This window comes from Bacillus tianshenii, assembly GCA_020524525.2.
Lineage (GTDB): Bacteria > Bacillota > Bacilli > Bacillales > Bacillaceae_N > Bacillus_AV.
On sequence record CP129018.1, the window covers coordinates 2,097,376 to 2,118,692 of the forward strand.

General features: G+C 40.3%; 27 protein-coding genes and 1 riboswitch. Of the genes, 7 read left to right on the top strand and 20 right to left on the bottom strand.

Going from position 1 to position 21,317, the window contains the following annotated elements:
- Nucleotides 1–36 precede the first annotated feature (36 nt).
- A complete protein-coding gene (locus LC040_10585) occupies nt 37–873 on the bottom strand; it encodes a biotin/lipoate A/B protein ligase family protein (GenBank protein ID WLR49755.1) in 837 nt (278 codons plus the stop codon).
- A 232-nt stretch (nt 874–1,105) separates the two neighbouring features.
- Between LC040_10585 and LC040_10590 the strand changes: the two genes are divergently transcribed.
- Nucleotides 1,106–1,480 (top strand): rhodanese-like domain-containing protein, encoded by a 375-nt coding sequence (locus LC040_10590; protein WLR49756.1) that lies wholly within the window; start codon nt 1,106–1,108, stop codon nt 1,478–1,480.
- Between the two features lie 55 nt (nt 1,481–1,535).
- On the opposite strand, the gene gcvPB is transcribed toward LC040_10590, so the two are convergent.
- From gcvPB to gcvT, 3 genes are read right to left on the bottom strand one after another with little or no spacing between them, the layout of a single operon-like run.
- Nucleotides 1,536–2,993, bottom strand: coding sequence for an aminomethyl-transferring glycine dehydrogenase subunit GcvPB (gene gcvPB / locus LC040_10595; protein WLR49757.1), 1,458 nt, complete (start codon nt 2,991–2,993; stop codon nt 1,536–1,538).
- The gene (gcvPA, locus tag LC040_10600; protein ID WLR53262.1) at nt 2,986–4,332 is read right to left on the bottom strand and encodes an aminomethyl-transferring glycine dehydrogenase subunit GcvPA; all 1,347 of its coding nucleotides are present in this window, start codon (nt 4,330–4,332) and stop codon (nt 2,986–2,988) included. The genes gcvPB and gcvPA overlap by 8 nt, the downstream gene beginning before the upstream one ends.
- A 24-nt stretch (nt 4,333–4,356) precedes the next feature.
- Nucleotides 4,357–5,451 (bottom strand): glycine cleavage system aminomethyltransferase GcvT, encoded by a 1,095-nt coding sequence (gene gcvT / locus LC040_10605; GenBank protein ID WLR49758.1) that lies wholly within the window; start codon nt 5,449–5,451, stop codon nt 4,357–4,359.
- A gap of 250 nt (nt 5,452–5,701) precedes the next feature.
- A riboswitch (glycine riboswitch) is annotated at nt 5,702–5,802 on the bottom strand.
- 211 nt (nt 5,803–6,013) lie between these two features.
- On the opposite strand from gcvT, the gene LC040_10610 reads away from it, so the two are divergent.
- Complete coding sequence (locus LC040_10610; GenBank protein WLR49759.1) at nt 6,014–7,657, top strand: SNF2-related protein; 1,644 nt, start codon at nt 6,014–6,016, stop codon at nt 7,655–7,657.
- Between the two features lie 15 nt (nt 7,658–7,672).
- On the top strand, nt 7,673–8,464 hold the full coding sequence (locus tag LC040_10615; protein WLR49760.1) for a YqhG family protein: 792 nt from the start codon (nt 7,673–7,675) through the stop codon (nt 8,462–8,464).
- 32 nt (nt 8,465–8,496) lie between these two features.
- Here LC040_10615 and LC040_10620 read toward each other — a convergent pair whose 3' ends face one another.
- The 10 genes from LC040_10620 to LC040_10665 form a co-directional block, all read right to left on the bottom strand.
- Nucleotides 8,497–8,685 carry a YqzE family protein gene (locus LC040_10620; protein ID WLR49761.1) on the bottom strand — a complete coding sequence of 63 codons (189 nt, stop codon included), beginning with the start codon at nt 8,683–8,685 and terminating at the stop codon, nt 8,497–8,499.
- 25 nt (nt 8,686–8,710) lie between these two features.
- Nucleotides 8,711–9,229 (bottom strand): shikimate kinase, encoded by a 519-nt coding sequence (locus tag LC040_10625; GenBank protein ID WLR49762.1) that lies wholly within the window; start codon nt 9,227–9,229, stop codon nt 8,711–8,713.
- A gap of 2 nt (nt 9,230–9,231) precedes the next feature.
- The gene (gene comGG, locus LC040_10630; protein ID WLR49763.1) at nt 9,232–9,633 is read right to left on the bottom strand and encodes a competence type IV pilus minor pilin ComGG; all 402 of its coding nucleotides are present in this window, start codon (nt 9,631–9,633) and stop codon (nt 9,232–9,234) included.
- Entirely contained in the window at nt 9,626–10,066 is a 441-nt protein-coding gene (gene comGF, locus LC040_10635; GenBank protein ID WLR49764.1) for a competence type IV pilus minor pilin ComGF, read from the bottom strand. The genes comGG and comGF overlap by 8 nt, the downstream gene beginning before the upstream one ends.
- Nucleotides 10,050–10,382 (bottom strand): hypothetical protein, encoded by a 333-nt coding sequence (locus LC040_10640; GenBank protein WLR49765.1) that lies wholly within the window; start codon nt 10,380–10,382, stop codon nt 10,050–10,052. The genes comGF and LC040_10640 overlap by 17 nt, the downstream gene beginning before the upstream one ends.
- Nucleotides 10,366–10,806, bottom strand: a complete 441-nt coding sequence (gene comGD / locus LC040_10645) for a competence type IV pilus minor pilin ComGD (protein WLR49766.1) — start codon at nt 10,804–10,806, stop codon at nt 10,366–10,368. The genes LC040_10640 and comGD overlap by 17 nt, the downstream gene beginning before the upstream one ends.
- The gene (comGC, locus tag LC040_10650) at nt 10,796–11,095 is read right to left on the bottom strand and encodes a competence type IV pilus major pilin ComGC (protein WLR49767.1); all 300 of its coding nucleotides are present in this window, start codon (nt 11,093–11,095) and stop codon (nt 10,796–10,798) included. Before comGC ends, comGD begins: the two co-directional genes overlap by 11 nt.
- 13 nt (nt 11,096–11,108) lie before the next feature.
- The gene (comGB, locus tag LC040_10655) at nt 11,109–12,143 is read right to left on the bottom strand and encodes a competence type IV pilus assembly protein ComGB (protein WLR49768.1); all 1,035 of its coding nucleotides are present in this window, start codon (nt 12,141–12,143) and stop codon (nt 11,109–11,111) included.
- The gene (comGA, locus tag LC040_10660; protein WLR49769.1) at nt 12,136–13,194 is read right to left on the bottom strand and encodes a competence type IV pilus ATPase ComGA; all 1,059 of its coding nucleotides are present in this window, start codon (nt 13,192–13,194) and stop codon (nt 12,136–12,138) included. Before comGA ends, comGB begins: the two co-directional genes overlap by 8 nt.
- Before the next feature lie 238 nt (nt 13,195–13,432).
- A complete protein-coding gene (locus LC040_10665) occupies nt 13,433–13,813 on the bottom strand; it encodes a Spx/MgsR family RNA polymerase-binding regulatory protein (GenBank protein ID WLR49770.1) in 381 nt (126 codons plus the stop codon).
- Between the two features lie 280 nt (nt 13,814–14,093).
- Here LC040_10665 and LC040_10670 point away from each other — a divergent pair, with 280 nt between their 5' ends.
- Nucleotides 14,094–14,792, top strand: coding sequence for a methanogen output domain 1-containing protein (locus LC040_10670; GenBank protein WLR49771.1), 699 nt, complete (start codon nt 14,094–14,096; stop codon nt 14,790–14,792).
- A gap of 91 nt (nt 14,793–14,883) precedes the next feature.
- Nucleotides 14,884–15,129 (top strand): DUF2626 family protein, encoded by a 246-nt coding sequence (locus tag LC040_10675; GenBank protein WLR49772.1) that lies wholly within the window; start codon nt 14,884–14,886, stop codon nt 15,127–15,129.
- Nucleotides 15,130–15,196: 67 nt separating this feature from the next.
- Here LC040_10675 and LC040_10680 read toward each other — a convergent pair whose 3' ends face one another.
- Both LC040_10680 and LC040_10685 read right to left on the bottom strand, forming a co-directional pair.
- Nucleotides 15,197–16,318, bottom strand: a complete 1,122-nt coding sequence (locus tag LC040_10680; GenBank protein ID WLR49773.1) for an SAM-dependent methyltransferase — start codon at nt 16,316–16,318, stop codon at nt 15,197–15,199.
- Between the two features lie 189 nt (nt 16,319–16,507).
- Entirely contained in the window at nt 16,508–17,143 is a 636-nt protein-coding gene (locus LC040_10685; GenBank protein WLR49774.1) for an MBL fold metallo-hydrolase, read from the bottom strand.
- Nucleotides 17,144–17,277: 134 nt separating this feature from the next.
- On the opposite strand from LC040_10685, the gene LC040_10690 reads away from it, so the two are divergent.
- Both LC040_10690 and LC040_10695 read left to right on the top strand, forming a co-directional pair.
- Nucleotides 17,278–17,760: a hypothetical protein gene (locus LC040_10690; GenBank protein ID WLR49775.1), complete on the top strand. Its 483-nt coding sequence runs from the start codon at nt 17,278–17,280 to the stop codon at nt 17,758–17,760.
- A gap of 106 nt (nt 17,761–17,866) precedes the next feature.
- A complete protein-coding gene (locus LC040_10695) occupies nt 17,867–18,052 on the top strand; it encodes a DUF2759 domain-containing protein (protein ID WLR49776.1) in 186 nt (61 codons plus the stop codon).
- 66 nt (nt 18,053–18,118) lie between these two features.
- On the opposite strand, the gene LC040_10700 is transcribed toward LC040_10695, so the two are convergent.
- The 4 genes from LC040_10700 to LC040_10715 form a co-directional block, all read right to left on the bottom strand.
- Entirely contained in the window at nt 18,119–18,439 is a 321-nt protein-coding gene (locus LC040_10700) for an MTH1187 family thiamine-binding protein (GenBank protein WLR49777.1), read from the bottom strand.
- Between the two features lie 34 nt (nt 18,440–18,473).
- Nucleotides 18,474–19,241 carry an iron export ABC transporter permease subunit FetB gene (gene fetB, locus LC040_10705; GenBank protein ID WLR49778.1) on the bottom strand — a complete coding sequence of 256 codons (768 nt, stop codon included), beginning with the start codon at nt 19,239–19,241 and terminating at the stop codon, nt 18,474–18,476.
- Nucleotides 19,238–19,945, bottom strand: a complete 708-nt coding sequence (locus LC040_10710) for a phosphate ABC transporter ATP-binding protein (protein ID WLR49779.1) — start codon at nt 19,943–19,945, stop codon at nt 19,238–19,240. The genes fetB and LC040_10710 overlap by 4 nt, the downstream gene beginning before the upstream one ends.
- 131 nt (nt 19,946–20,076) lie before the next feature.
- Complete coding sequence (locus tag LC040_10715; protein ID WLR49780.1) at nt 20,077–21,204, bottom strand: hypothetical protein; 1,128 nt, start codon at nt 21,202–21,204, stop codon at nt 20,077–20,079.
- Between the last annotated feature and the right edge of the window lie 113 nt (nt 21,205–21,317).

Below are 21,317 nucleotides of genomic sequence, written 5' to 3' on the forward strand. Positions count from 1 at the left end.
GATAAGTTGAATAGAGGACTTTAGACCTATTTCTGTTCAGCGGCGGAAATTCCATTCATCATTGGCATAACGTTCCTCTTCAATAGCTTTCACATACGCCATTTCCTCTTCTGTTAGCTCGTAAGGAACAAGCTCAATGTTCAATCCTTTTTCAAAGCCAGTCTTAAATGCTCGGCGGGCTTCATCAAGGCTTACAGGTTTTTCACGAAGCTCATTCATCGCTACCGCTTTACTACTGAACATCCTCTGCATCCGTTCACGAACACGCTCATTTGGATAGGTGAATAAGTCAAACAGCATATCCTCATCTAAATCAAGCAGAATTGAGCCGTGCTGAAGAATAACTCCTTTTTGCCGTGTTTGCGCACTGCCAGCTACCTTTCGTCCTTCAACGACTAGCTCATACCATGATGGCGCATCAAAGCAAACACTTGAACGAGGGTTTTTCAAGCTATCCCTCTCCTCTTGCGTTCTAGGCACCGCAAAATAAGCTTCAAGGCCAAGCGCCTTAAACCCCTCTAAAACTCCTTCTGAAATGACACGATATGCTTCTGTAACCGTCTTAGGCATCTCTGGATGCTCCTCAGATACAATTACGCTATATGTAAGTTCTTTATCATGGAGAACGCCTCTGCCGCCTGTAGGACGACGCACAAAGCCAAGCCCGTATTTCTTTACGGCCTCCATGTTAATTTCACGTTGGACTTTTTGAAAGTAACCGACTGATAATGTGGGTGGATTCCAGCCGTAAAAGCGAATTGTCGGCGGGATCTTTCCTTCACTATGCCAAGTCAATAACGCTTCATCAAGCGCCATATTAAAGCTTGGAGAACAATTACCTGAATCAATAAAACGCCATGTCTCTTTCGCCACGTTACATCCTTCTTTCTGTCGTTCATTGTTGAAATCCATATTAAGTCTATCAAAGGGAAGAAAATTGTCAAAAGAAAGTGCTTCTGGAGAAATGGTAGAGTTTTAACAAAGCAAAATAATATTTTCACAAGAATCAACAGAGTATTAAACGCAGATTTTCTTTGATTCTTTTCCCAATCGTTTATATAATAAAACGTGTAGTAATAAAGAGAAAAGAAAGAGGGGGACTAACATGTATGCAATTTTAATTGCAGTTGCTGCAATTGCTGTATATATCCTTATCACACAGCTTAACCAGAAACGTTACCTCAAAACCTTATCAGAGGAAGAGTTCAAAGAAGGTTACCGTAAAGCACAGCTAATCGATGTGCGCGAACCAGATGAGTATAACAATGGTCACATTCTTGGTGCCCGTAATATTCCGCTTACTCAATTACGTGCACGTCGTCAAGAAATTCGTACGGACAAGCCTGTGTATCTCTATTGCCAAAGCGGCATGCGCAGTGCACGTGCAGCAGGTATTGTAAAAAAATTAGGCTGCAATGATATCAGCCATTTAAAAGGCGGCTTCAAGAAGTGGAGCGGCCGTGTTAAGCATAATAATTAAAAAAGGGAACCGCAATGGGTTCCCTTTTTTCACCACGAAAATACGAACATATGTTTTACTTTTGATAGCGAAGTACAGGTTTTCTCGCTGCTGTTACTTCATCTAAGCGGCTGACAACTGTTGTATGTGGTGCTTCTTGAACAATTTCAGGTGTTTCTTCTGCTTCTTTCGCGATTTGGATCATCACGTCAATGAATTCATCAAGCGTTTCTTTAGCTTCTGTTTCAGTCGGTTCAATCATCATGCATTCCTCGACATTCAGCGGGAAGTAGATTGTAGGCGGATGGAAACCGAAATCTAACAGACGCTTCGCAATATCAAGCGTACGGACACCAAGCTTTTTCTGACGCTTCCCAGAGATAACAAATTCATGCTTACAATGCTGGTTGTATGGAAGCTCATAATATTTTGCAAGACGACGCATCATATAGTTTGCATTTAACACGGCATATTCAGAAACTTGCTTTAACCCGTCTGGTCCCATTGTCCGGATATACGTATAAGCACGGACATTGATGCCGAAGTTTCCGTAATATGGTTTCACACGGCCAATTGATTGCGGACGGTCGGTATCAAAGCGGTAGACGTCACCTTCTTTTACGAGCACAGGCTTTGGTAAATAAGGTGCCAGCTCACTTGTAACCCCTACAGGACCTGAGCCTGGGCCACCGCCGCCATGAGGGCCTGTAAACGTCTTATGAAGGTTCAAGTGAACCACATCAAAGCCCATATCTCCAGGGCGGGCTTTCGCAAGAACGGCATTTAGGTTTGCTCCGTCATAATAAAGCTTTCCGCCTGCTTCATGAACAATTTGTGCCATTTCTAAAATATGCTCTTCAAATAAGCCAAGTGTATTCGGATTTGTCAGCATTAAGGCAGCGGTATCTTCTCCAACAACACGCTTCAAATCCTCTAAATCCACAAGGCCATTTTCATCTGATTTTACCGTTACAGATTCAAAGCCTGCCACTGTTGCGGAAGCAGGGTTCGTCCCGTGTGCTGAATCTGGCACAATTACTTTCGTCCGGTTAAAGTCCCCATTTGCTTCATGATAAGCACGGATTAACATTAACCCCGTCCATTCACCGTGAGCGCCTGCGGCCGGCTGTAACGTAACTTCATCCATTCCTGTAATTTCTGCAAGTGATGTTTGCAGCTCATACATTAATTCAAGCGCACCTTGCACTGTACTTTCATCCTGCTCTGGGTGAAGATGAGCGAAACCTTTCAAGCGAATGACATCTTCATTTACTTTCGGGTTATACTTCATCGTACAAGAACCTAACGGATAAAAACCAGAATCAACACCATGGTTACGCTGTGACAATGCTGTATAATGACGCATTAATTGCAGCTCTGACACTTCAGGAAGCTCTGCAGGCTCTTGGCGGATATACTCTTCTGGAACAAGTGAAGACAAATCAACTTCAGGAACATCACATTCAGGCAAGCTTGATGCATTTCGTCCTGGTGTGCTTCGTTCGAAAATGAGTTTTTCTTCTTGTTTATTCATTGTTATCCCCCAATTCCTTTACGAACGTGTCGATTTCTTCTTTCGTACGCATTTCTGTCACTGCCACAAGCATATAGTGGTCATACTTTGTATCGATTCGGCCTAAGTTGTAGCCTCCGATGATTCCTTTTGAAAGTAAGCGCTCGTTCACTTTTGCAGCAGGCTCACTGCACTCAACAACAAATTCATTAAACATCGGTCCTTCAAATGCAACCTTAAATCCTTTTTCTTTAAATACTTTTACGGCATAATGTGCTTTACGGATATTTTGCATTGCCATTTCTTTTAAGCCTTCCTTACCAATTGCACTCATCGCAACCGAGGAAGCAAGGGCATTCAATGCTTGGTTTGAACAAATGTTTGAAGTCGCTTTATCACGGCGAATATGCTGTTCACGTGCTTGAAGTGTCAAGACAAAGCCACGTCGACCTTCTTCATCCTTCGTTTGCCCGACAAGGCGGCCTGGTACTTTACGCATTAATTTCTTTGTTGTCGCAAAATAACCACAGTGCGGACCGCCATACTGTGCTGGGATGCCGAATACTTGTGTATCACCAACAACAATATCAGCTCCAAATTCACCCGGTGGCGTCAATAATCCAAGTGCAAGCGGATTACTAGATACGACAAACATTGCTTTTTCGCTATGAATAATCTCTTCGATTTCTTTTAACGGCTCAATACGGCCAAAGAAGTTTGGATACTGAACAACCATGCAGGCAATTTCATTCGACATTTTTGCTTTGAAGTCTTCTAGGTCTGTAACCCCGTCTGTTGAGCCTACTTCAATGACTTCAAGGTGTTGTCCTTTTGCATAGGTATACAATACTTCACGAGCCATCGGATGAACGGTTTCAGAAACAAGGATTTTCTTCTTGCGCGTTTGGCCGGCACTTAACATCGCCGCTTCCGCTAACGCTGTACCACCGTCATACATGGAAGAGTTCGCAACATCCATACCCGTCAGTTCACTAATCATCGTTTGGAATTCAAAGATAGCTTGCAACTCACCTTGAGAAATCTCAGGCTGGTATGGCGTGTATGCTGTATAAAATTCAGAACGTGAAATGACATGGTCCACGACAGATGGGATGTAATGGTCGTAAACCCCTGCGCCAAGAAAAGAGACATAATCCTTTGTATTAATGTTTTTATCTGCAAGCGCTGATAGTTCTTTCATTAAATCCGGCTCTTTCGCCGCTTCTTTAATGTTTAACTCACCTGTAAACCGAACCTTCTCTGGAATATCTGCAAACAATTCATCAATCGAATCGACGCCGATTTCCGCGAGCATTTGCTTCTTATCTTCTTCTGTCATCGGTAAATAACGATGATTCATCATACTTTCCCCCTTTAGCAATTCCTAACCGCGTTTATAAAAAGGTGTTTTAACAACCTTTGCTTTTAACCGTTTTTTACGAATTTGTACTTCTACTTCTGTATCTAATTCTGTAAATGCAATATCAAGCAACGCTAGACCTACATTCTTCTTAAGTGTTGGCGATTGTGTACCAGTGGTCACATGACCAATCACTCGTTCACCCGAATACACTTCATAACCTGTACGCGGAATGCCGCGTTCTACCATTTCAATCCCGACAAGCTTACGTTCTGCACCTTCTTCTTTCTGTTTCTTAAGTGCTTCTTTGCCGATAAAGTCTTCTTCTTTGTCTACCTTTACCGCAAAACCGATCCCTGCTTCAATTGGTGTAATATCCTTCGTTAATTCCTGTCCGTACAACGCAAGGCGTGCTTCAAAGCGAAGCGTATCACGAGCACCAAGCCCGATCGGCTTCACACCAACCTCTGAACCTGCATCTAAAATTGCTTCCCAAAGCTTTGGTGCGTCACCTGATGGGCAATAAATTTCAAAGCCATCTTCCCCTGTGTAGCCTGTACGGGAAACAAGTGCTTTCTCTCCTTGAATATCTACATCATCAGTGAAACCAAAGAAACCAATTTCCGAAAGATCCGTCTCAGTTATCTTCTGTAATACCTTCTCTGCCTGAGGGCCTTGAAGAGCTAGCTGTGCAATTGAGTCCGAGACATTCTCAATCGATACAGCCCCTTCCTCATGTTCCTTCAGCCAATTAAAATCCTTTTCGATATTCGCTGCGTTAACAACGAGCAAGTAATCCTGTTCACTTTTCTTGTAGACAAGCAAGTCATCAACCGTACCGCCGTCCTCATAGCACATTGCTGTATACATCGCCTTATTCGCTTTCAGGAGGGACAAATCATTCGTAAGCATCTTCTGCAAAAACTTTTCGCTGCCCTCACCCTTTACTTCAATTTCTCCCATATGCGATACATCGAACAAGCCTGCATTTGTTCGTACAGCCTCATGCTCATCCTTAATGCCCGAAAACTGAACCGGGAGCTCCCAACCTCCAAAATCAATCAACTTCCCAGCATCCTTGTATGTATCATACAATGGTGTCCGCTTTAATGAATTCATGAACATTCCTCCCTCATAAGGTAAAGATCGTTCGTCTATTCTATTAAAACAAGAAATAGATGAACATTTCAATAAGAAATTAGTAGAAATAACGAAAAACGGTGGCGAGATGCTTTCTCCAAAAAAAAAGGACAGAGAAACCCCTTTTAAACATGCGGGTTTCTCTGTCCTTGCACCTGAAAGTTTCTCACTCTTGTTGGAGTGATTACCCCTTTGGTGGTTCACACTGCTTGAACGCTCTCCAGAGTTGCGTCAAACAAGGGTCTTTTTGCCTGAGAGATTCACGAAAGTGTTCGCTTGCTCCTTCGGCGCCGCTTTTCTATTAAAAACAGTCTCTCCCCTTGCTATCATTCGCTCATATAAGATTAGTTTCTTACATTGTGGTAATTGTTGGACCGTTACGTGATAAAAACGACACGACTTGTACATAATAAATATAAACTTCTATTATTTATCCTACACGATCTATATTTGAACGGCAATATGCAATTTTCAAAATATTGTTCGTGATTTGCTTATTTTAAGACATTAATGAAGCTTTCAGAAGGTGGGTTTCTTAACGATGAACGTACCGATTCGATTCGACACAGCTTGGCAGGAACAATTCTTACAGAAAGTGAACCATGACGGCCCATGGAGTTCACCTGCTCTCTATCAGCTAGCTTATGAAGTTGGCAATCACCTACTTGTCCATTCCTTTCACGGCTTAATTGCACCATCCTTTTTACCGCAGCTTACCCCTCTGCCGCATCAGCTCGAAACAGCCGAAACAGTAATCGAGCAAATGAACGGCAAAGCAATCCTTGCTGATGAGGTTGGACTTGGGAAAACGATCGAAGCAGGACTAATTTTAAAAGAATATATGATTCGAGGACTTGTTAAGCGAGCTCTTATTCTCGTGCCTGCTTCACTTGTATCACAGTGGACAATCGAATTAAATACAAAATTTTATATCCCGGCCGTTTCTCAGAGAAAAACGTATGTATGGGAACAATGTGATGTCATTGTTTCTTCTATTGATACTGCAAAGCGTGCTCCTCATCGGGATATTATTTTAAATCAAAATTATGATCTCATTATTATTGATGAAGCACACAAACTTAAAAATCATAAAACAAAAAACTATGAATTCGTTCAGCAGCTTAAGAAAAAATATTGCTTGCTTCTAACCGCAACACCCGTCCAAAACCGAATTGAAGAAATCTTTAACCTTGTGTCGTTATTGAAGCCAGGATATCTCGGTTCAATTGATGAATTTAATCAAAATTTCTCCGCGAAAGAACGAAGCCTACAAGGGGATGAACGCCTTAAAGCTCTTGTCAATCAAGTAATGGTGCGAAACCGCAGGAAAGATACAAAGATGGATTGGCCAAAACGGATTGTCGAAACCGTTCCAGTAGAGTTCAGTCCTGAAGAACAAAAGCTATATGACATGATTACAGAGACACGCAAGCATGGAGGATTTACCCTTCTTACCTTACAGCGAGAAGTATGCTCAAGCCGTGAAGCTGCCTATATGACATTAAAGCAAATGTACGAAAAGGACCCGCTTCCATTTTATGAAACATTGTTTGAACAGATTAATAAAATTGAAGCACATGCAAAGGCAAAAAAAGCGCTAGAGATTGTGCAAAAAATCGGTGATAAAGTTATTATTTTCACTGAATACCGAGCCACACAAATGTATTTACAGTGGTACCTTGCTCAGCATGGTATCTCATCTGTTCCGTTTCGCGGCGGCTTTAAACGAAGCAAAAAAGACTGGATGCGCGAGCTGTTTCGCAATCATGCACAAGTACTCATCGCAACTGAGGCTGGCGGCGAAGGGATTAACCTGCAATTTTGTAACCATATTATTAACTATGACCTGCCGTGGAACCCAATGCGTGTAGAGCAGCGAATTGGTCGAATTCACCGTTTAGGACAAGAACGAGATGTGCACATTTATAATTTTTCGATCAAGAACACAGTGGAAGAACATATCTTGACGCTGTTATATGAGAAAATTAATTTGTTCGAACGTGTCATTGGAGAATTAGATGAAATTTTAACACGGCTTGATTTCCAGCAAGGGTTGGAAAAGCATATTGAAGAGATTGTGACACAATCAACCTCCGAAGGTGAAATAAAAATTAAAATGGATAACCTAACATCTTATTTGAAATTCGGTGAACACCTTTCAGCACCGCATGAAGCAAGCCAATAACAGGAGGAATATTTCATGCAGCAACGTGATATACACCATTTCTTACTCCGTTATTTCGAAGGAACAAATTGTCAAATACTGAACCAAACAGCCGGTTCACTTGCCGTACAGCTAACCATTGAAATGGATAAGCAGCTGATGAACCGTCCTTTCTACTGGCATTACCTTGAAAAAACAGGCGGAACCCCAAACCCAATGCGGGTAGCATTCGTTACCGATCCTGACCAAGCTGGTGAACAAAAAGGGGAGCATGTTCACTTTGGTTCCCCACGCCTCCATCAAATCTTTCGCTCTGTAAACACGATGGGCGGACACATTCGTCTATATGAAGAAGCAAAGTCAAACCAAGGCACTTCTCCTCTTCATCCATGGCTCGGTATGAATGTCCGCATTTCCTATCAGTCGAACCGACGAAAAGAAGAACTACTTTCAATTGGACTCAACCTAATCCATGGAGCAGTTTGCTTAAAGTTCCATGACGTATTACAGGAGCGGTCAATGACACCTGTACTGCCTGATTACTGCTTCACTCTCTCACCGCTTATTACACTTGAAAGCGGGATAAAGCGAATTGAGCGTTACATTGAAGAGCATATTAACACGCAATCGTTTGAATGGGCGGAGGAAGCAATCGGATTCATGAATGAAGGCATTTCCCTGCTTGAAACATTCTATGAGGCAGTTGATGAAAAGCCGGAATGCTACTACACAGAGAAGGAATCTATTCGCGAGCTCTACGAACCAAATATTCATGTCGAGGTTGTAAATGGTGGATTATTTTACTTGCATCCACAGTTCACAAAATAAGGAAAGAGGCTGACTTAAGTCAGCCTCTTTCCTTATTTTTTCTTCCTTCTGTTATGAAAGAACATTGCCAGTGCAAAAGGGATGACACCAAACCACCTGTTCAATGCAGGAGGTTGACTTTCAAGCCGTTCTTGCTTGATCCGTTGGCGCTCTTCTTTCGGTTGGTCCATATAACTGACGATTTGCTGTGTGACAAACTTAACATAATCATTTGTCGACATACCATTTCACCACCGTGACATTTTGTTACTTATTGTCTCCACGCTGGCGTTCTTTAATCACATTGACAATTTCTTTTACAATTTCCTCAATGCTTCGCCCCGTTGTATCAATAATGACCTCAGCTTCTTCATACCAGGAGCGCCGTTCACTCATTAAGTTTTCAATGTTTGTTCGCTTTGCACCATCAAGTAGCGGTCTTGTCGTATCATTTTCAAGTCGTGTGTAGATCTCATCTAGATCACAATGCAAATAAAAAACTGTGCCGTTCTTCTTCATGAAGGCTCGATTTTGTTCTTGAATAATAATCCCGCCTCCAGTTGTAATGACCGTATCGGTCTTCGGGAGCTTCTGTAACGCTTCGTACTCATAGCGACGAAACACCGCTTCCCCTTCTTGTGCAAAAATATCACGAATCTGTTTGCCCTTCTGCTGTTCGATCCATTGGTCTGTATCAATAACAGGAAGCTGCAGCACCTTCCCAAGCTCTGCGCCAACAGTCGTCTTGCCAGAACCCATAAACCCCGTTAAATAAATCGCCCTCATCCTCACATCGCCTCTTTCCAATCAACGATTTTTTTCGTATCTGCATCATATATTAGTATAAACCCGTCCTCCTTGCTAGTGGGGAGCTTCCATCTGATTGAGACGTGGTAAACGTAATCTGATTGTTTTTCCACTTTAATCGTTGATTCACCGTTTGGGTAGGAGAAGACTTTTTCAACAGGGGCACTTACTTCAGGGGCTGATTCAAGGTAATCCAAAGTATCCGTAACAGTCATTTGGATAATGCTGTCTTTTTGAATATAACGCACCTGCTCTTCAAGCACTAACTTTTCTATTCGTGTTGCTTCAACATAATGTAAAAAAAGGAAGGAAAGGAATAGCACTACTGCTGCAGTGAGCGGAAAAATAAAGCCATTTTCATTTGAGCGTTTTCTTCTAGCCATAAACATCACTTCGAAAAAGAAAAATGATATGCTTTCTTATTTGTCCATTTGTTCCTTCCACTGAAAGCTCTAATTGCTGACCAGAAAAATGATAATCTATATCTTTTACATTTTTCATTAGCACTTCATGACCAAGCCAATTCAGCCTTCGCCGCAGATTAGTGCCTTTAAGCTCATAGAGGGCAACATCACCATTTAATTGTTCTAAGTATAGCGTGTTAGCCATTTTTGAAATCGAAACGGTTCCTCGCACTTCAGCCTCTACCTGCTCAAAAAATATATTGGATTCTATTACAAATAAGCTTTCACTCACCTTATTAAATGAAATTGTTTGAAATAACAGTGGCAAGAGCGACACAATAAGGATGAAAATATAAAGAGACAACATACTTTCAATGAATGTGAAACCATACTCGTTATTTCTTTTTCCCATACGTACACCTTTCTATGGTCTTTCCATTTAAATTGGTTGACTGAACGCAAATTCGCATGACACTTCCTGTTTTCCAGCCATGAATCGTAAATTCAAACCCGTTATACGTCTTTTTGTTATTTGGATTAATCCCATATTCTACGTAGTCATAGAGCGACTTTTCCAATACATAGCTTGAAGCATGTTCACTCTTTATTTCCTCATATTTCACCTGTAATGACATAACGGCAGGTGAAACCATTACAATAAAGCTCATTAATAGACCAAACGAAATGAGCAATTCTAATAAATAAAAACCATCAGAGCTTCTTAACATACAACCGCCCCTTCCCTAGCAACACAATCAAATTATAATGTTCATCTCCTAACTTGATGTACAGCGCACCTGATTTTCTTGCATTACCGCTTGGAAGAAATTTAATCATATAGCCAAGAGTTCCCCGACTAATTTCAATGTTCTCTGCATAATCACGAGTCAAAATTTTATTAGTCAGCCCTTCCTTTACAATATAACGATGTTCATAAGGCACGATGTGAATGAATACATCTGTGTTATTGTTTATTGCATATGATTGAGCATAAAGGAAATCTCGCTGCAATTGTTCTAGGAAAAATTCGTGGCGCTTTTGTTCGAAAACGGGCTCAAAATAAATGAGGCTTACAAACGTGACAGTTGTTAATACAGACAATACAATTATCATCTCTATTAGCGTGAATCCTCGCTGTGTATTATGGAACAATACTCACTGCTCCTGTTGTTATTTCATAATTTAACGAGTTTCCACTTGGACAGGTTGTCGTTTCAATGTACCCTTCTGTCTTCAATGTATCTAAATCATCTGGACGCTTATCGTTTTCGATTTCATACGCTTGTACTTGTGCTTCAATAAGCTTTACCAGAGCTTCACATCCTTTATCCTTCACTACTTCATTGTGCTTCGTTATATTAGGAATCGTGATGATTAACAAAGTTGAAATAATCATTAGCACAATCAACATTTCGATCAATGTAAATGCACGACTGTTCATTTATAGTCCTCCCTTAAATCGTGTTCATCAAACCGAAGATCGGCAACATCATACCGAGAAAAATCACCACCACCCCTAATCCGATAAAGGTAAATAAGAGCGGCTGAACAATTCGAAACAATTGATTAATCCATTTCTCCATCTGTTCAAATACCATTTCACAATAATCTTGTAATTCTTTCCCAACAACACCATTTGCCTGCCCATGATGAATAACGACTGCCGCTTCTTTTTCAAAATAAGGCATTGATTCAACAATTTCTGACAACAAGGCGCCATTACGCAAACACACGATCATATCACTAGCTGCTTCACTCAAAAACTTAGAATAAGGTTGAGCTGAAAAAATCTCTAAGCTATTGTACACCGAAAGACCGCCAACCAAAAGATTACTAAATTGCATCATATACTGATGTGTGAAATAAAGAGAAAGAAATTGGTTGAAAATCGGTATTTTCATCCATATTGAAATTTGTTTTATAACCGAAAGACGTTGGAGATAGAAACGATAAAACAACCAGAAGGAAAAAAGCCCGAGCAGTAATATGACAAGCATCCATTTTATGATTTTGGGTAATTTCAGCAAAAAGAGGGTCAATGGAGGCAACTGATGATTCATCGATTGATAGAGGTAATCAAATTGAGGGAAAAGCATTACCTGCATGAAATAAACCATTCCAAACAACAGAAACAACAGAAATACAGGATAGCGAAGCATATTGAAAAAGCGTTTTTGACTATTATGCAAATGAAACAACCAGTTACTGCTATAACGCAAAGAAAAAACAAAATCACCTTGGCGTTCTGACGTATAGATATAGCTTGTTACATAAGCAGAGAATCCCCATTTTTTTAAAACGACATGAAATTCACTCCCTGCCTGCAACGCTTGTAATCCTTCAGTAATGTCTTTTTTTGTATGTGATTTTTGGTAGGATTTTAGCAATTCAAGTGCATGTAAAAGGGTATAGCCTTTTTCAAGCAACCTCGCTAGCTTACTCAAAAAATCTGCTTGCTGCTTTATTGTCCACCTCTTCCTCCTAAACATTCACAACACCTCTGGTTAATAGTGATTCAGATAAATAACCAAGAGCAATGCCTTTTCGAATCTGATCAGTAAAACATGGAAGGTGAAAAGGATCTTTCTCTCCTTTTAATTGTAGAAATAAGTTTTGTAAGCTTTGATCCATAAGCAACTCAAAAATACCTGCTCTTCTGCCACCCCGAAGCTTTCGGCAGTGCACGGAGCACACTTCTGAACAGAAGGGGCATTGTAATTCAACTAACTCCTGAGCCGCTACACCAACTAAGGTCTGTTCCAAATCAACTCGCGGCACACCAAGCTCAAGCAAACGATAGACCGCTTCCACTGCTCGTTTTGTATGCAATGTACTTATAACTAAATGACCTGTATACGCCGCTCGAACTGCCATCTTCGCTGTTTGAGCATCACGTATCTCTCCAATCACCAGCACATCCGGGTCATGTCGCATGGCTGCCATAATTCCGGCTTCATACGTCAAACCAGCCTTTTCATTCATTTGGACTTGAGTAAAAGCTGGATCATAACGCTCCACAGGATCCTCTAATGTAAGAATTTGAGCATGGAATTGTTCAGAAGCTGCTTTAAGGAGGGCATACAATGTAGTTGTCTTTCCTGAACCTGTAGGACCTGTAATGAGGAACAGACCATTTGGGACATGGAGAAGACGCAGTAAGTGCTTTAAGTCATTTGGAAAAAGCGCAATTTGTTTAAGGGATATTTGACGATTTTGCGGGATAAGGCGAATGACAAGCCCTTCGTTGCCATGAACAGTTGGTAAGGAGGAAAAACGGAGATACACACGTTCGTGCTTTACAATAGACATAAGCGCACCACTTTGTGGCCGGCGCCTTTCACCAATATCCATTCCACTTATAAATTTATAATGTGAAACAAGCTTATTCGTTGTTTCAATTCCGAGAGAACTATGCTGATATAACCTGCCATCGATACGAAAGGAAACGGTTGTTTTTTCTGAGGAGGGAGTGAAGTGGATATCAGAGGCGTTACTGCTGAGGGCACTTTCGAGTATATGAAGACTAAGCTTTTCAATCATTCTGTTTCAATCACCTTCTTTCTTTATGTGCTACCTTACCGTTTCGACACACTTTGAACAATCCCTTCAACAAGTTGTATTTTCCTTCTACTTTTTTAGTCCTATTTTCGTGAGCCTAATAACACCTTTACAATTGTAGAAAACATATGAAAAAAGCCATACACCCATCCCTACATCCGGGATAAAAGCACACCTCATGTACTTTCCCAAAAGAAAAACCCACTTCAAACGAAGTAGGTTAGGACACATGTGAAATATGCTCTTTCTTGTCACTAATCGCCCTCAGTGCTGCGGCATTGTAGCCAATCACAAGCTGGTCATCTTTCATTAGAATCGGTCTGCGCAGCAAACGTGGCTTCTCTTGTAAAAGTTGCATAAGTTCACTAAGCGGTAATTCTTCAATATTCATGTCTAGCTCTCTATATTCTTGACTTCGCTTTGCTAAAATTTCATCAACGCCTTCAGTCGTCATTGTTAAAATATGCCGTAGCTCCTGTTCATTTGGCGGCTGGCGGAAAATATGGCGTTCATCGACATCAACATTATGTGCTTTCAACCATGCTTTCGTCTTTCGACACGATGTACAACTTGGGTACGTATAAAATGTAATATCACTCACATAATTCCCCTCCTGTAAGCTTACAAGCTATTAAAATAAGGAAATCCTTTCGTCAAAGTCAAAGGAAACAGCCATCCTGAACTTTTTTCCTACACAATATTTTGTATCTTGTTTTCATTGTACACTATTTGTATAATCTTTGTACAGTTATTTTAAACAAAAATATGAAGAAAATGTGAAAATGTTCATACAAAAACTGTAAACATCATATTAACCATTTCAAAGAAAACGGAACTATAATATAATAAAACATAGTATTTAATGGCTAGGGGTGAAGAAGTTGGAACAAACTTTAAAAGTAACAAGTGTTTTGTCAGATCCAACTCGGTATTCAATTTATCAATTTATTACAAAGAACCATCAAGAAGTGACAGTTCAAGAAGTTGCAGGTGCATTTGATATTCATCCAAATGTGGCTCGTCTTCACTTGTCCAAACTAGAAGATGTTAACATGCTTGTCTCTGAAACGAAGAAAACAGGAAAAGGCGGACGTCCAAGTCGACTGTATCGTTTGTCTGATGATGTTATTCAGTTGAACTTCCCATTCCGTGATTATCAGCTATTGTCAAGAATGGCAATTGATACTCTCCTTTCACTTGGAGATACAGGTAAGAAAGCGCTATTTGGAACAGGTAAGCGCTATGGTAAAGAATCAATGGAAAAAGAATTACAAAACAAGAATATTTCCAAAGAAGACTTATCTTTCAATGAAAAGATCGAGTTAATTAAAAGCGCTTCCACTGTTTTAGGCTTCTATCCAGAGTTCGAAAGCAATAAGGAAGAAACAAAAATCTACTTCAAAATTCATAATTGCCCGTTTAAAGAAGTGGCAAGAGAAGAAAAATATGTGTGCGACATGCACTATGCATTTTTAAGCGGCATGTTTGAAGTCATGTTCGCCAGTGCGCAGCTTGTAGAGGAACAAAATATCCTTAAAGGATGCGAGTCTTGTAATTATCAAGCAATGGTCACAAAGTGATCATGAAGCGCATTTACAAGCTGGCAAGTTGTACTATATAATAGTATGGTAATTGTCAGAAATATGGTGTAAGCAAAGGAGGGAATACATAATGCAGAATATGTACCGCGTAATGGCTTTCTGGACAGCAATTTTCTCAATCATGTTCTTCCTAGGTGAGATGAAGCAAACTGCTTTGCTGTTTGTCGGTATTACAGGTTTCTTCTTAGCAGTTGGATTCTTAAAATTATCTGAACGTACTTACTTGTACATCTTTGGTGCATTCCTTACGATCTTCTTCGTAGGCTTCACTTACTACTCAACATTCCAAATGGTTCCAGGAATGGGCGGTCACTAAGAAAAAAGCGAGCTGCATCGAAATAAAAAAGACGATGAATTTGTATTCATCGTCTTTTTTATTTTGTTCAACGCCATTGCTCTCCTACTTCGAGCAAATCTTCCACCTTAAGAAACGGCAAACCTTTCTTCTGCATCACAACATGAAAGGCAGAGCCCATACCGTCACTTGTAATAAATGATCGTATTGCTCGGTTTCTTCGACTAACCTCTGAAAATGGATTTGGGTCTTGATGGGCCTGCAGCTCATATAAGATGCCTGCCTTCAACAAAAACTCAGCTTGACTCATCATTCCCAACATCTCCAATTGTTCTTCTACTCCAATATCAATTAAAGCATCAAAATGCACATGTGTCGTCATATCCATTTCTCCTGGATATTGCAGCAAATCTTCAATCTGCTGATGTTGATAATAACCTCTTAAGCTTCCTTTCCGCCTCGCTGGATGCTTCCATTCCTCAGTTAAATAGCCATAATCCACCGTTAATATGAGTACCTCATCAAACCATTCTGCATAATCCTGCATGATCTCTTTCATCATAAGCGGGATTTCAAGGCGCTGCCCTTCTTCTAATTCAAATAGATGCTTTGCTATCCAATTAAGAATCTGTTGATTTGTACAAGGAATCATTACTTCTTTTAGCTGCTCATCTTCTAGTGTGACAAATACTTCATTCAGTTCTCCGTTCACCTTTTGTACAACGTGTACAGGCAATGCATCAAATAATTCATTTGAAAAAAACACACCATTCAAGACCCTTTTATCGGTTTTTGCTTCTTCTAAGCTTGCATAAATGTGAACGTGTTGAAAGCATTTAAGCTGTGCCTCCTGAAGCTTACGATGATAAGGACTTGTCTCAATTATACAGTAGGTCAACGGCTTCGATGATTGCTCCTCCCATGCTGTTATTACGGCATGGGCGAACCGTCCGTCTCCACCTCCTGCTTCACATATCACAGGCGGCATATCAGTTAACGCAAAAAACTTTGCAAACAGCTTAGCAAACATTTTGGCGAATACATCATGCACATGCATGCTCGTATAAAAATCACCACCCTTGCCAAGCTTTTGCTTTTCCTTCATATAATAGCCTTTAACCGGGTGATACAAGGCGGTTTCCATGTACTCTGCATATGAAATGCAGTTGTTTTTTGATGCTTTTATTTTCTCTCGCAAAATATCTAACATTTTTTAAAAATTCCCCCTTTTCACCATTGACATAGTGGTAATTCCATTATATATTATAAACATAGCTTTTAATTATCCCCCATCCCATTTGAACAATTAACATACCCCCAAAGGCCATTCTCTATATGAGGATGGCTCTTTTTGGTTTGTTTTTTAAAAAAAGCCGCAAGCATGCGGCTTTTTTCTGTCTTAAAATCCATGTAAAAAGGGGTTGCCATCCATTTCAGATTGTACAGTTGTTGTCGGTCCATGACCTGGTGCAACAGTAGTAGACTCCGGAAGTGATAACAATTTATCATGAATACTATCAATCAGTACCTTATGAGAACCGCCTGGTAAATCTGTACGTCCGATACTACGAGCAAACAATGTATCACCAGCAAATACAACATTGGCGTCTTTTACATAAAACGACACACTACCTGGAGAATGACCAGGTGTTTCTAACACTTCAAATTCAAATGAGCTGATCGTAAGGGCTTGTTCACCTTCAAATAATTGATCAGCTGGCTTTGCGGTAATTGACTTACTTAATAGGAAGAATTCCGAGCCATTTGAAGCGGGATCCATTAACCAATCTTTTTCATTTTTGTGCAAGTAGACCGGTACATTAAAACGTTCGCGAACCTCGTCCACGGCCCCAATATGGTCAAAGTGGGCATGCGTCAATAGCACAGCCTTCACCTGTAAGCTTCGCTCGTCTAACCATTGAAATAACTTCTCCGCTTCGCCGCCTGGATCAATTACGACAGCTTCATTATTATCATTCCACACAATATAAGCATTAGTTTGTAGCGGACCTAATGGAAGTTGCTCCCATTTCATTATTATTACCTCCATTGCAGTTTGTAGTAGATTCTCCTACACTTACATTATCACGATCATTGTAAAACGTGAATTTCCTACCACAGTATACCAAACACCTATACAAATGAAAATTATCTAGGAGGAAACAATACATGTTTGCAGTTGAAACAACAATAGAAGAAACCGAACTTCAGACAGCAAGAGACATACTTGATGAGCTTGTTACACTTGTTGACGCTGTAGATGGTTTCTATTTTGTGCAAACGAAGGATGAAGCAGATGTTTTACAAGCTTATTTCGAGACACTGGAACAATTTGTCGACCTTCACCCTATTGCCCATGTCAGCTACCCGCAGTCTACGCAAATTACAACTGATTACGCAATAATGAGCAGGACAGATGCTTATTTTTTCGCCGATTTAGTGGCAGCTTTTAAAATTATTAACGGTAAGGACGAGCAAAAGGAAATGGCATTATATCAAATTGAAGAAGATTTGGTTGCTTCAGCTAAGATTGATAACACAAAGGTATTCTTCATTGACAAGAAAGATAAACTGTTAATAGAGGGCTATGCGGAGGCTTATGACATAGAAGTGTCATTTTTACACCTCGACAAAGTTGAGAAAAAACATTAAAATGATGACAGGTGCATTTATGTCTTTTTACATACTTGGATCGAATAGACATATGCCTTGTATCGTGGAATTTTTTAACGATTAACGGTAAGGAGGTATGCGTTTCATGGGTCTTGTTATTATTTTTACATTAGTCACTCTTTTGGCTGCAGTAGGAACATTACGTTCACTTAGCCGAAAAAATGGGCTTGCTATTCTTTTCGCAGGTGGAACAACTCTCGTATTCGGCTGGTTTACTGTGATGACATTCATCGCGATCTTAAACGGTCACGGTGTTCCGACTGCTCACTAATCCTTATGAAATGCAAAAAGCCATTCAAACATCCAGTTTGAATGGCTTTTTTCGTTCATTATAAGCTTATTTTTCATTTTCTAAATGCTTCTTCACACTATCAAGCTTCTCATTCATCGAACGCTTGATATCACGGCGGTCGTCAATCCGTAAGTTTGTTGCAACGCGCTGGATTCCACTTTCAAACGGAACTTCATGAATCGCCTGCACAACTTCAAATAAATCAGCAAGCTCACCTTCTATTAACGTGTTCATCGGAGTGAGCTGATAATTAATTTTTCCACCTTGCTTATAACGCTCTAAGACCTTCTGAATATCGGCTACATAACTGCTGACGCTTGGCCCTTCTGTACCGATTGGAATAACGGTTACATCGACAATTGCCATCTTTTTCCCTCCCTCTTTTCGCAAAAATAGTACCTTATTCATCATGCTCTAGCAATTGTATATCCTTATTGAAGAAGCTTTGATACATCATCCCGGTAATGAACATCGCACTTAACGTGACAGATGAAAAGATGCTAAGTGAAATAACGAGCTGATAGCGAATGGCATCAATCGGACTGACACCGCCAAGAATAAGTCCTGTCATCATACCAGGCAACTGCACAAGTCCGATTGTTTTCAACCCATCAATATTGGGAAGCATCGCAGCACGTAATGTTTTTCGCACGATAATCTTTGATGCGTCTTTCGGTGATGCACCTAGCGATAATGCTGCAAGAATACGCCCTTTTCCTTCAGTAAATTCATTTTTCAGCCGTTCTAAAGCAAGTCCAATAGCGACCATGCTATTTCCAATTACCATTCCACTCATCGGGATTACTTCTTCAGCTTGAAAGGAAACCATATCAAATATGAGCCACATCGACAAGACAAGTGCTTCAATTGAAAACAAAGTTAGAAAGGCTTTGAGCCGTACCTGTGGCAAGCCTTCGCCCCGCTTAGACGCATTTAGTACAGCAACGGTAATCATCACAAATAGCATCATCGAAATGCCATACCCTGGGGGAAGTGAAAACAAATATGTAAGCACATAACCAATGGCAAACAGCTGTACACTTCCACGAATCGAAGCCCAAATGATTTCTTTTTCTACCTTCAATGCATACAAATACGACAAAAGCATCGGAATAAAAACGAAAAAGACGAGAAATGCCATTGAAGTATTTGAAATGGAAGGAGTCATGCGCCTTCCCCCTTTAGAAATTCCTTTAGGTTTGCCGTTTGCGGCTTTGTAAATAATGAATGCGTATCATTCATTTCAATAAGCTTTCCACCTTGCATAAAAATCGTTTTTGTGCCGAGACGCTTCGCCTGTTCAACATTATGCGTCACCATCAATAATGTCTTCTGCTCTTTTTCTATAAGACCTACAAGAAAATCTTCAATTGCATCGATCGTACGTAAATCAAGTGCACTTGTCGGTTCATCTAACAGTAGAACAGACGGCTTATTAGCAAGCGTGCGCGCGAAGGCTACACGCTGTTTCTCACCACCTGATAAGTCATCAACATCTCGTTGTAGATAACTTTTCGGAAGCTGCACAACTTCAAGTAGCTCCTCCGCTACTCCCTCTAACGCTTCTTTATGTAAAATTGGGCCATAGAGAATATTTTCCTCTACTGTACCAGGAAAGAGGTTTGCCTGTTGAAAAACCATTCCAACTTCCTTACGAAGCTCACGAACAGGATAACCTGTTACATTTTTCCCCTTATAAAAAATTGTCCCTTCTTTTGGGTCTTTCAAGCGGTTTAATAAATAAAGCAAACTGCTTTTACCAGCACCAGATGGACCAATAATTGTTACAAAATCACCACGTTCCACTGTAAAGCTCAGTTCTTTCAGCCAATCTGTTGAAAGCTGATTGACTTCAAAAATTATTTCACTCATATATCCAACTCCAAATTATCGGGATTCGATTAGCTTTTCTCCTTTTATCTTAATATATATTAACAGCTATGACATTCCTACAAGCTCTTTCCACGAAAAAAAGCATTGGAATCATCCAATGCTCAATAAGCTTATAACAACAATGAAAACACTTTCCCTGTTTTTAAATTAATAATTTCTTCATACCGGTTACCAATAAGACACCACGTTCCACCTGGTGAAATTTTTAGCGGCACATTCCGCTCAAATTCTCGAACTTTTTTCTCTTGTTCATCTTCAAGCGAAAAAGAAGTTAATTCAAACTTTCCGTCATAGCTGCTAATATCGCCAGGATATGTTGCTTTCATATAATAAAAAGTGCGTTCTGTACGATCATAAACATGCTGTGGTATCCACATTTGTTCAGAAAAGGTCTGCAGAACAGGTGCTTTTAATGAAGCCACAGGCTGAAAGCTCTCCGATTGATAAAAAGTAAAGTCAACAAATTGCTGCTTTGGCCCATCTGCCGAAATGGCAAGCATCACACCAGAAAAAGAAAAAGCAGCATATACATTTTCCAACGCTTTTGTTTCTTGTTGCGTCGGAATATCAACTAAATAAAGCGGGGCTGAAAAGTCTGGTTCCTGCTGATTCCAATTCAAATAAGCAAGCGTCTGTCTATTTACCCATTGCACAAACGGATTCGCAACATTTAGTTCAGCCATATGCCCAGTTTGCACATCTGTTTCATATACAGAAAACTGCCAATCCTTCAAAATCATACTGACTAACACTTTCTCTTGCTGATAAGGATTCCAAATCGTTTGCAGTCCTTCTGCAAAACCCCGCCACGAAAACGCTTCTTTTCCTTTGTCATTTAACACAATTAACGACTTCTCTTGATTTCGATGCACTGTTTGAATTGCAAAATAGGAATGTGAATAATTACTGTCAACTTGTGTGATAGGTGCTTTGGAAGAATAAAATAACGCTTTCTTCCCTGTGAATAAATCGTATTTATAAATTCGGCTTGTTTCATCCTGCTGCGTTAAAAACAGAACCGTATCGGTATCAAACCACTCGACAAATGATTGAAAATTTTCCATCACCGCTTCGTATGGCATCACCGTTTGGTTTGAGAAAAAGGTGCCTGTTACTGCCTCTTTCATCACTGTTATTTTTTTACTCCGTGGCGCACTTTGTGCGTCGTCCGGCGAGGTGCAGCCAACAAGCATCAATAACCCAAGACTTATTAAGAAAAAACGAAACACTCTCTTCACCTCAACCTCTACTCCTTAGTACGATTATGAGGGCTGAGGCGTTGTAAAGCAATACTAAACAAAATAAAAAAACACCCCAAGATGGGTGCTATGTTTAACTGAGGAAAGGATGC

Bases quoted from the DNA above. Each gene is read 5' to 3' on its own strand.
- LC040_10590 (WLR49756.1), top strand. From the start codon at position 1,106: ATGTATGCAATTTTAATTGCAGTTGCTGCAATTGCTGTATATATCCTT.
- gcvPB (WLR49757.1), bottom strand. From the start codon at position 2,993: ATGAATAAACAAGAAGAAAAACTCATTTTCGAACGAAGCACACCAGGA.
- gcvPA (WLR53262.1), bottom strand. From the start codon at position 4,332: ATGAATCATCGTTATTTACCGATGACAGAAGAAGATAAGAAGCAAATG.
- gcvT (WLR49758.1), bottom strand. From the start codon at position 5,451: ATGAATTCATTAAAGCGGACACCATTGTATGATACATACAAGGATGCT.
- LC040_10610 (WLR49759.1), top strand. From the start codon at position 6,014: ATGAACGTACCGATTCGATTCGACACAGCTTGGCAGGAACAATTCTTA.
- LC040_10615 (WLR49760.1), top strand. From the start codon at position 7,673: ATGCAGCAACGTGATATACACCATTTCTTACTCCGTTATTTCGAAGGA.
- LC040_10620 (WLR49761.1), bottom strand. From the start codon at position 8,685: ATGTCGACAAATGATTATGTTAAGTTTGTCACACAGCAAATCGTCAGT.
- LC040_10625 (WLR49762.1), bottom strand. From the start codon at position 9,229: ATGAGGGCGATTTATTTAACGGGGTTTATGGGTTCTGGCAAGACGACT.
- comGG (WLR49763.1), bottom strand. From the start codon at position 9,633: ATGGCTAGAAGAAAACGCTCAAATGAAAATGGCTTTATTTTTCCGCTC.
- comGF (WLR49764.1), bottom strand. From the start codon at position 10,066: ATGGGAAAAAGAAATAACGAGTATGGTTTCACATTCATTGAAAGTATG.
- LC040_10640 (WLR49765.1), bottom strand. From the start codon at position 10,382: ATGTTAAGAAGCTCTGATGGTTTTTATTTATTAGAATTGCTCATTTCG.
- comGC (WLR49767.1), bottom strand. From the start codon at position 11,095: ATGAACAGTCGTGCATTTACATTGATCGAAATGTTGATTGTGCTAATG.
- comGB (WLR49768.1), bottom strand. From the start codon at position 12,143: ATGTTTAGGAGGAAGAGGTGGACAATAAAGCAGCAAGCAGATTTTTTG.
- comGA (WLR49769.1), bottom strand. From the start codon at position 13,194: ATGATTGAAAAGCTTAGTCTTCATATACTCGAAAGTGCCCTCAGCAGT.
- LC040_10675 (WLR49772.1), top strand. From the start codon at position 14,884: ATGCAGAATATGTACCGCGTAATGGCTTTCTGGACAGCAATTTTCTCA.
- LC040_10680 (WLR49773.1), bottom strand. From the start codon at position 16,318: ATGTTAGATATTTTGCGAGAGAAAATAAAAGCATCAAAAAACAACTGC.
- LC040_10685 (WLR49774.1), bottom strand. From the start codon at position 17,143: ATGAAATGGGAGCAACTTCCATTAGGTCCGCTACAAACTAATGCTTAT.
- LC040_10690 (WLR49775.1), top strand. From the start codon at position 17,278: ATGTTTGCAGTTGAAACAACAATAGAAGAAACCGAACTTCAGACAGCA.
- LC040_10695 (WLR49776.1), top strand. From the start codon at position 17,867: ATGGGTCTTGTTATTATTTTTACATTAGTCACTCTTTTGGCTGCAGTA.
- LC040_10700 (WLR49777.1), bottom strand. From the start codon at position 18,439: ATGGCAATTGTCGATGTAACCGTTATTCCAATCGGTACAGAAGGGCCA.
- fetB (WLR49778.1), bottom strand. From the start codon at position 19,241: ATGACTCCTTCCATTTCAAATACTTCAATGGCATTTCTCGTCTTTTTC.
- LC040_10710 (WLR49779.1), bottom strand. From the start codon at position 19,945: ATGAGTGAAATAATTTTTGAAGTCAATCAGCTTTCAACAGATTGGCTG.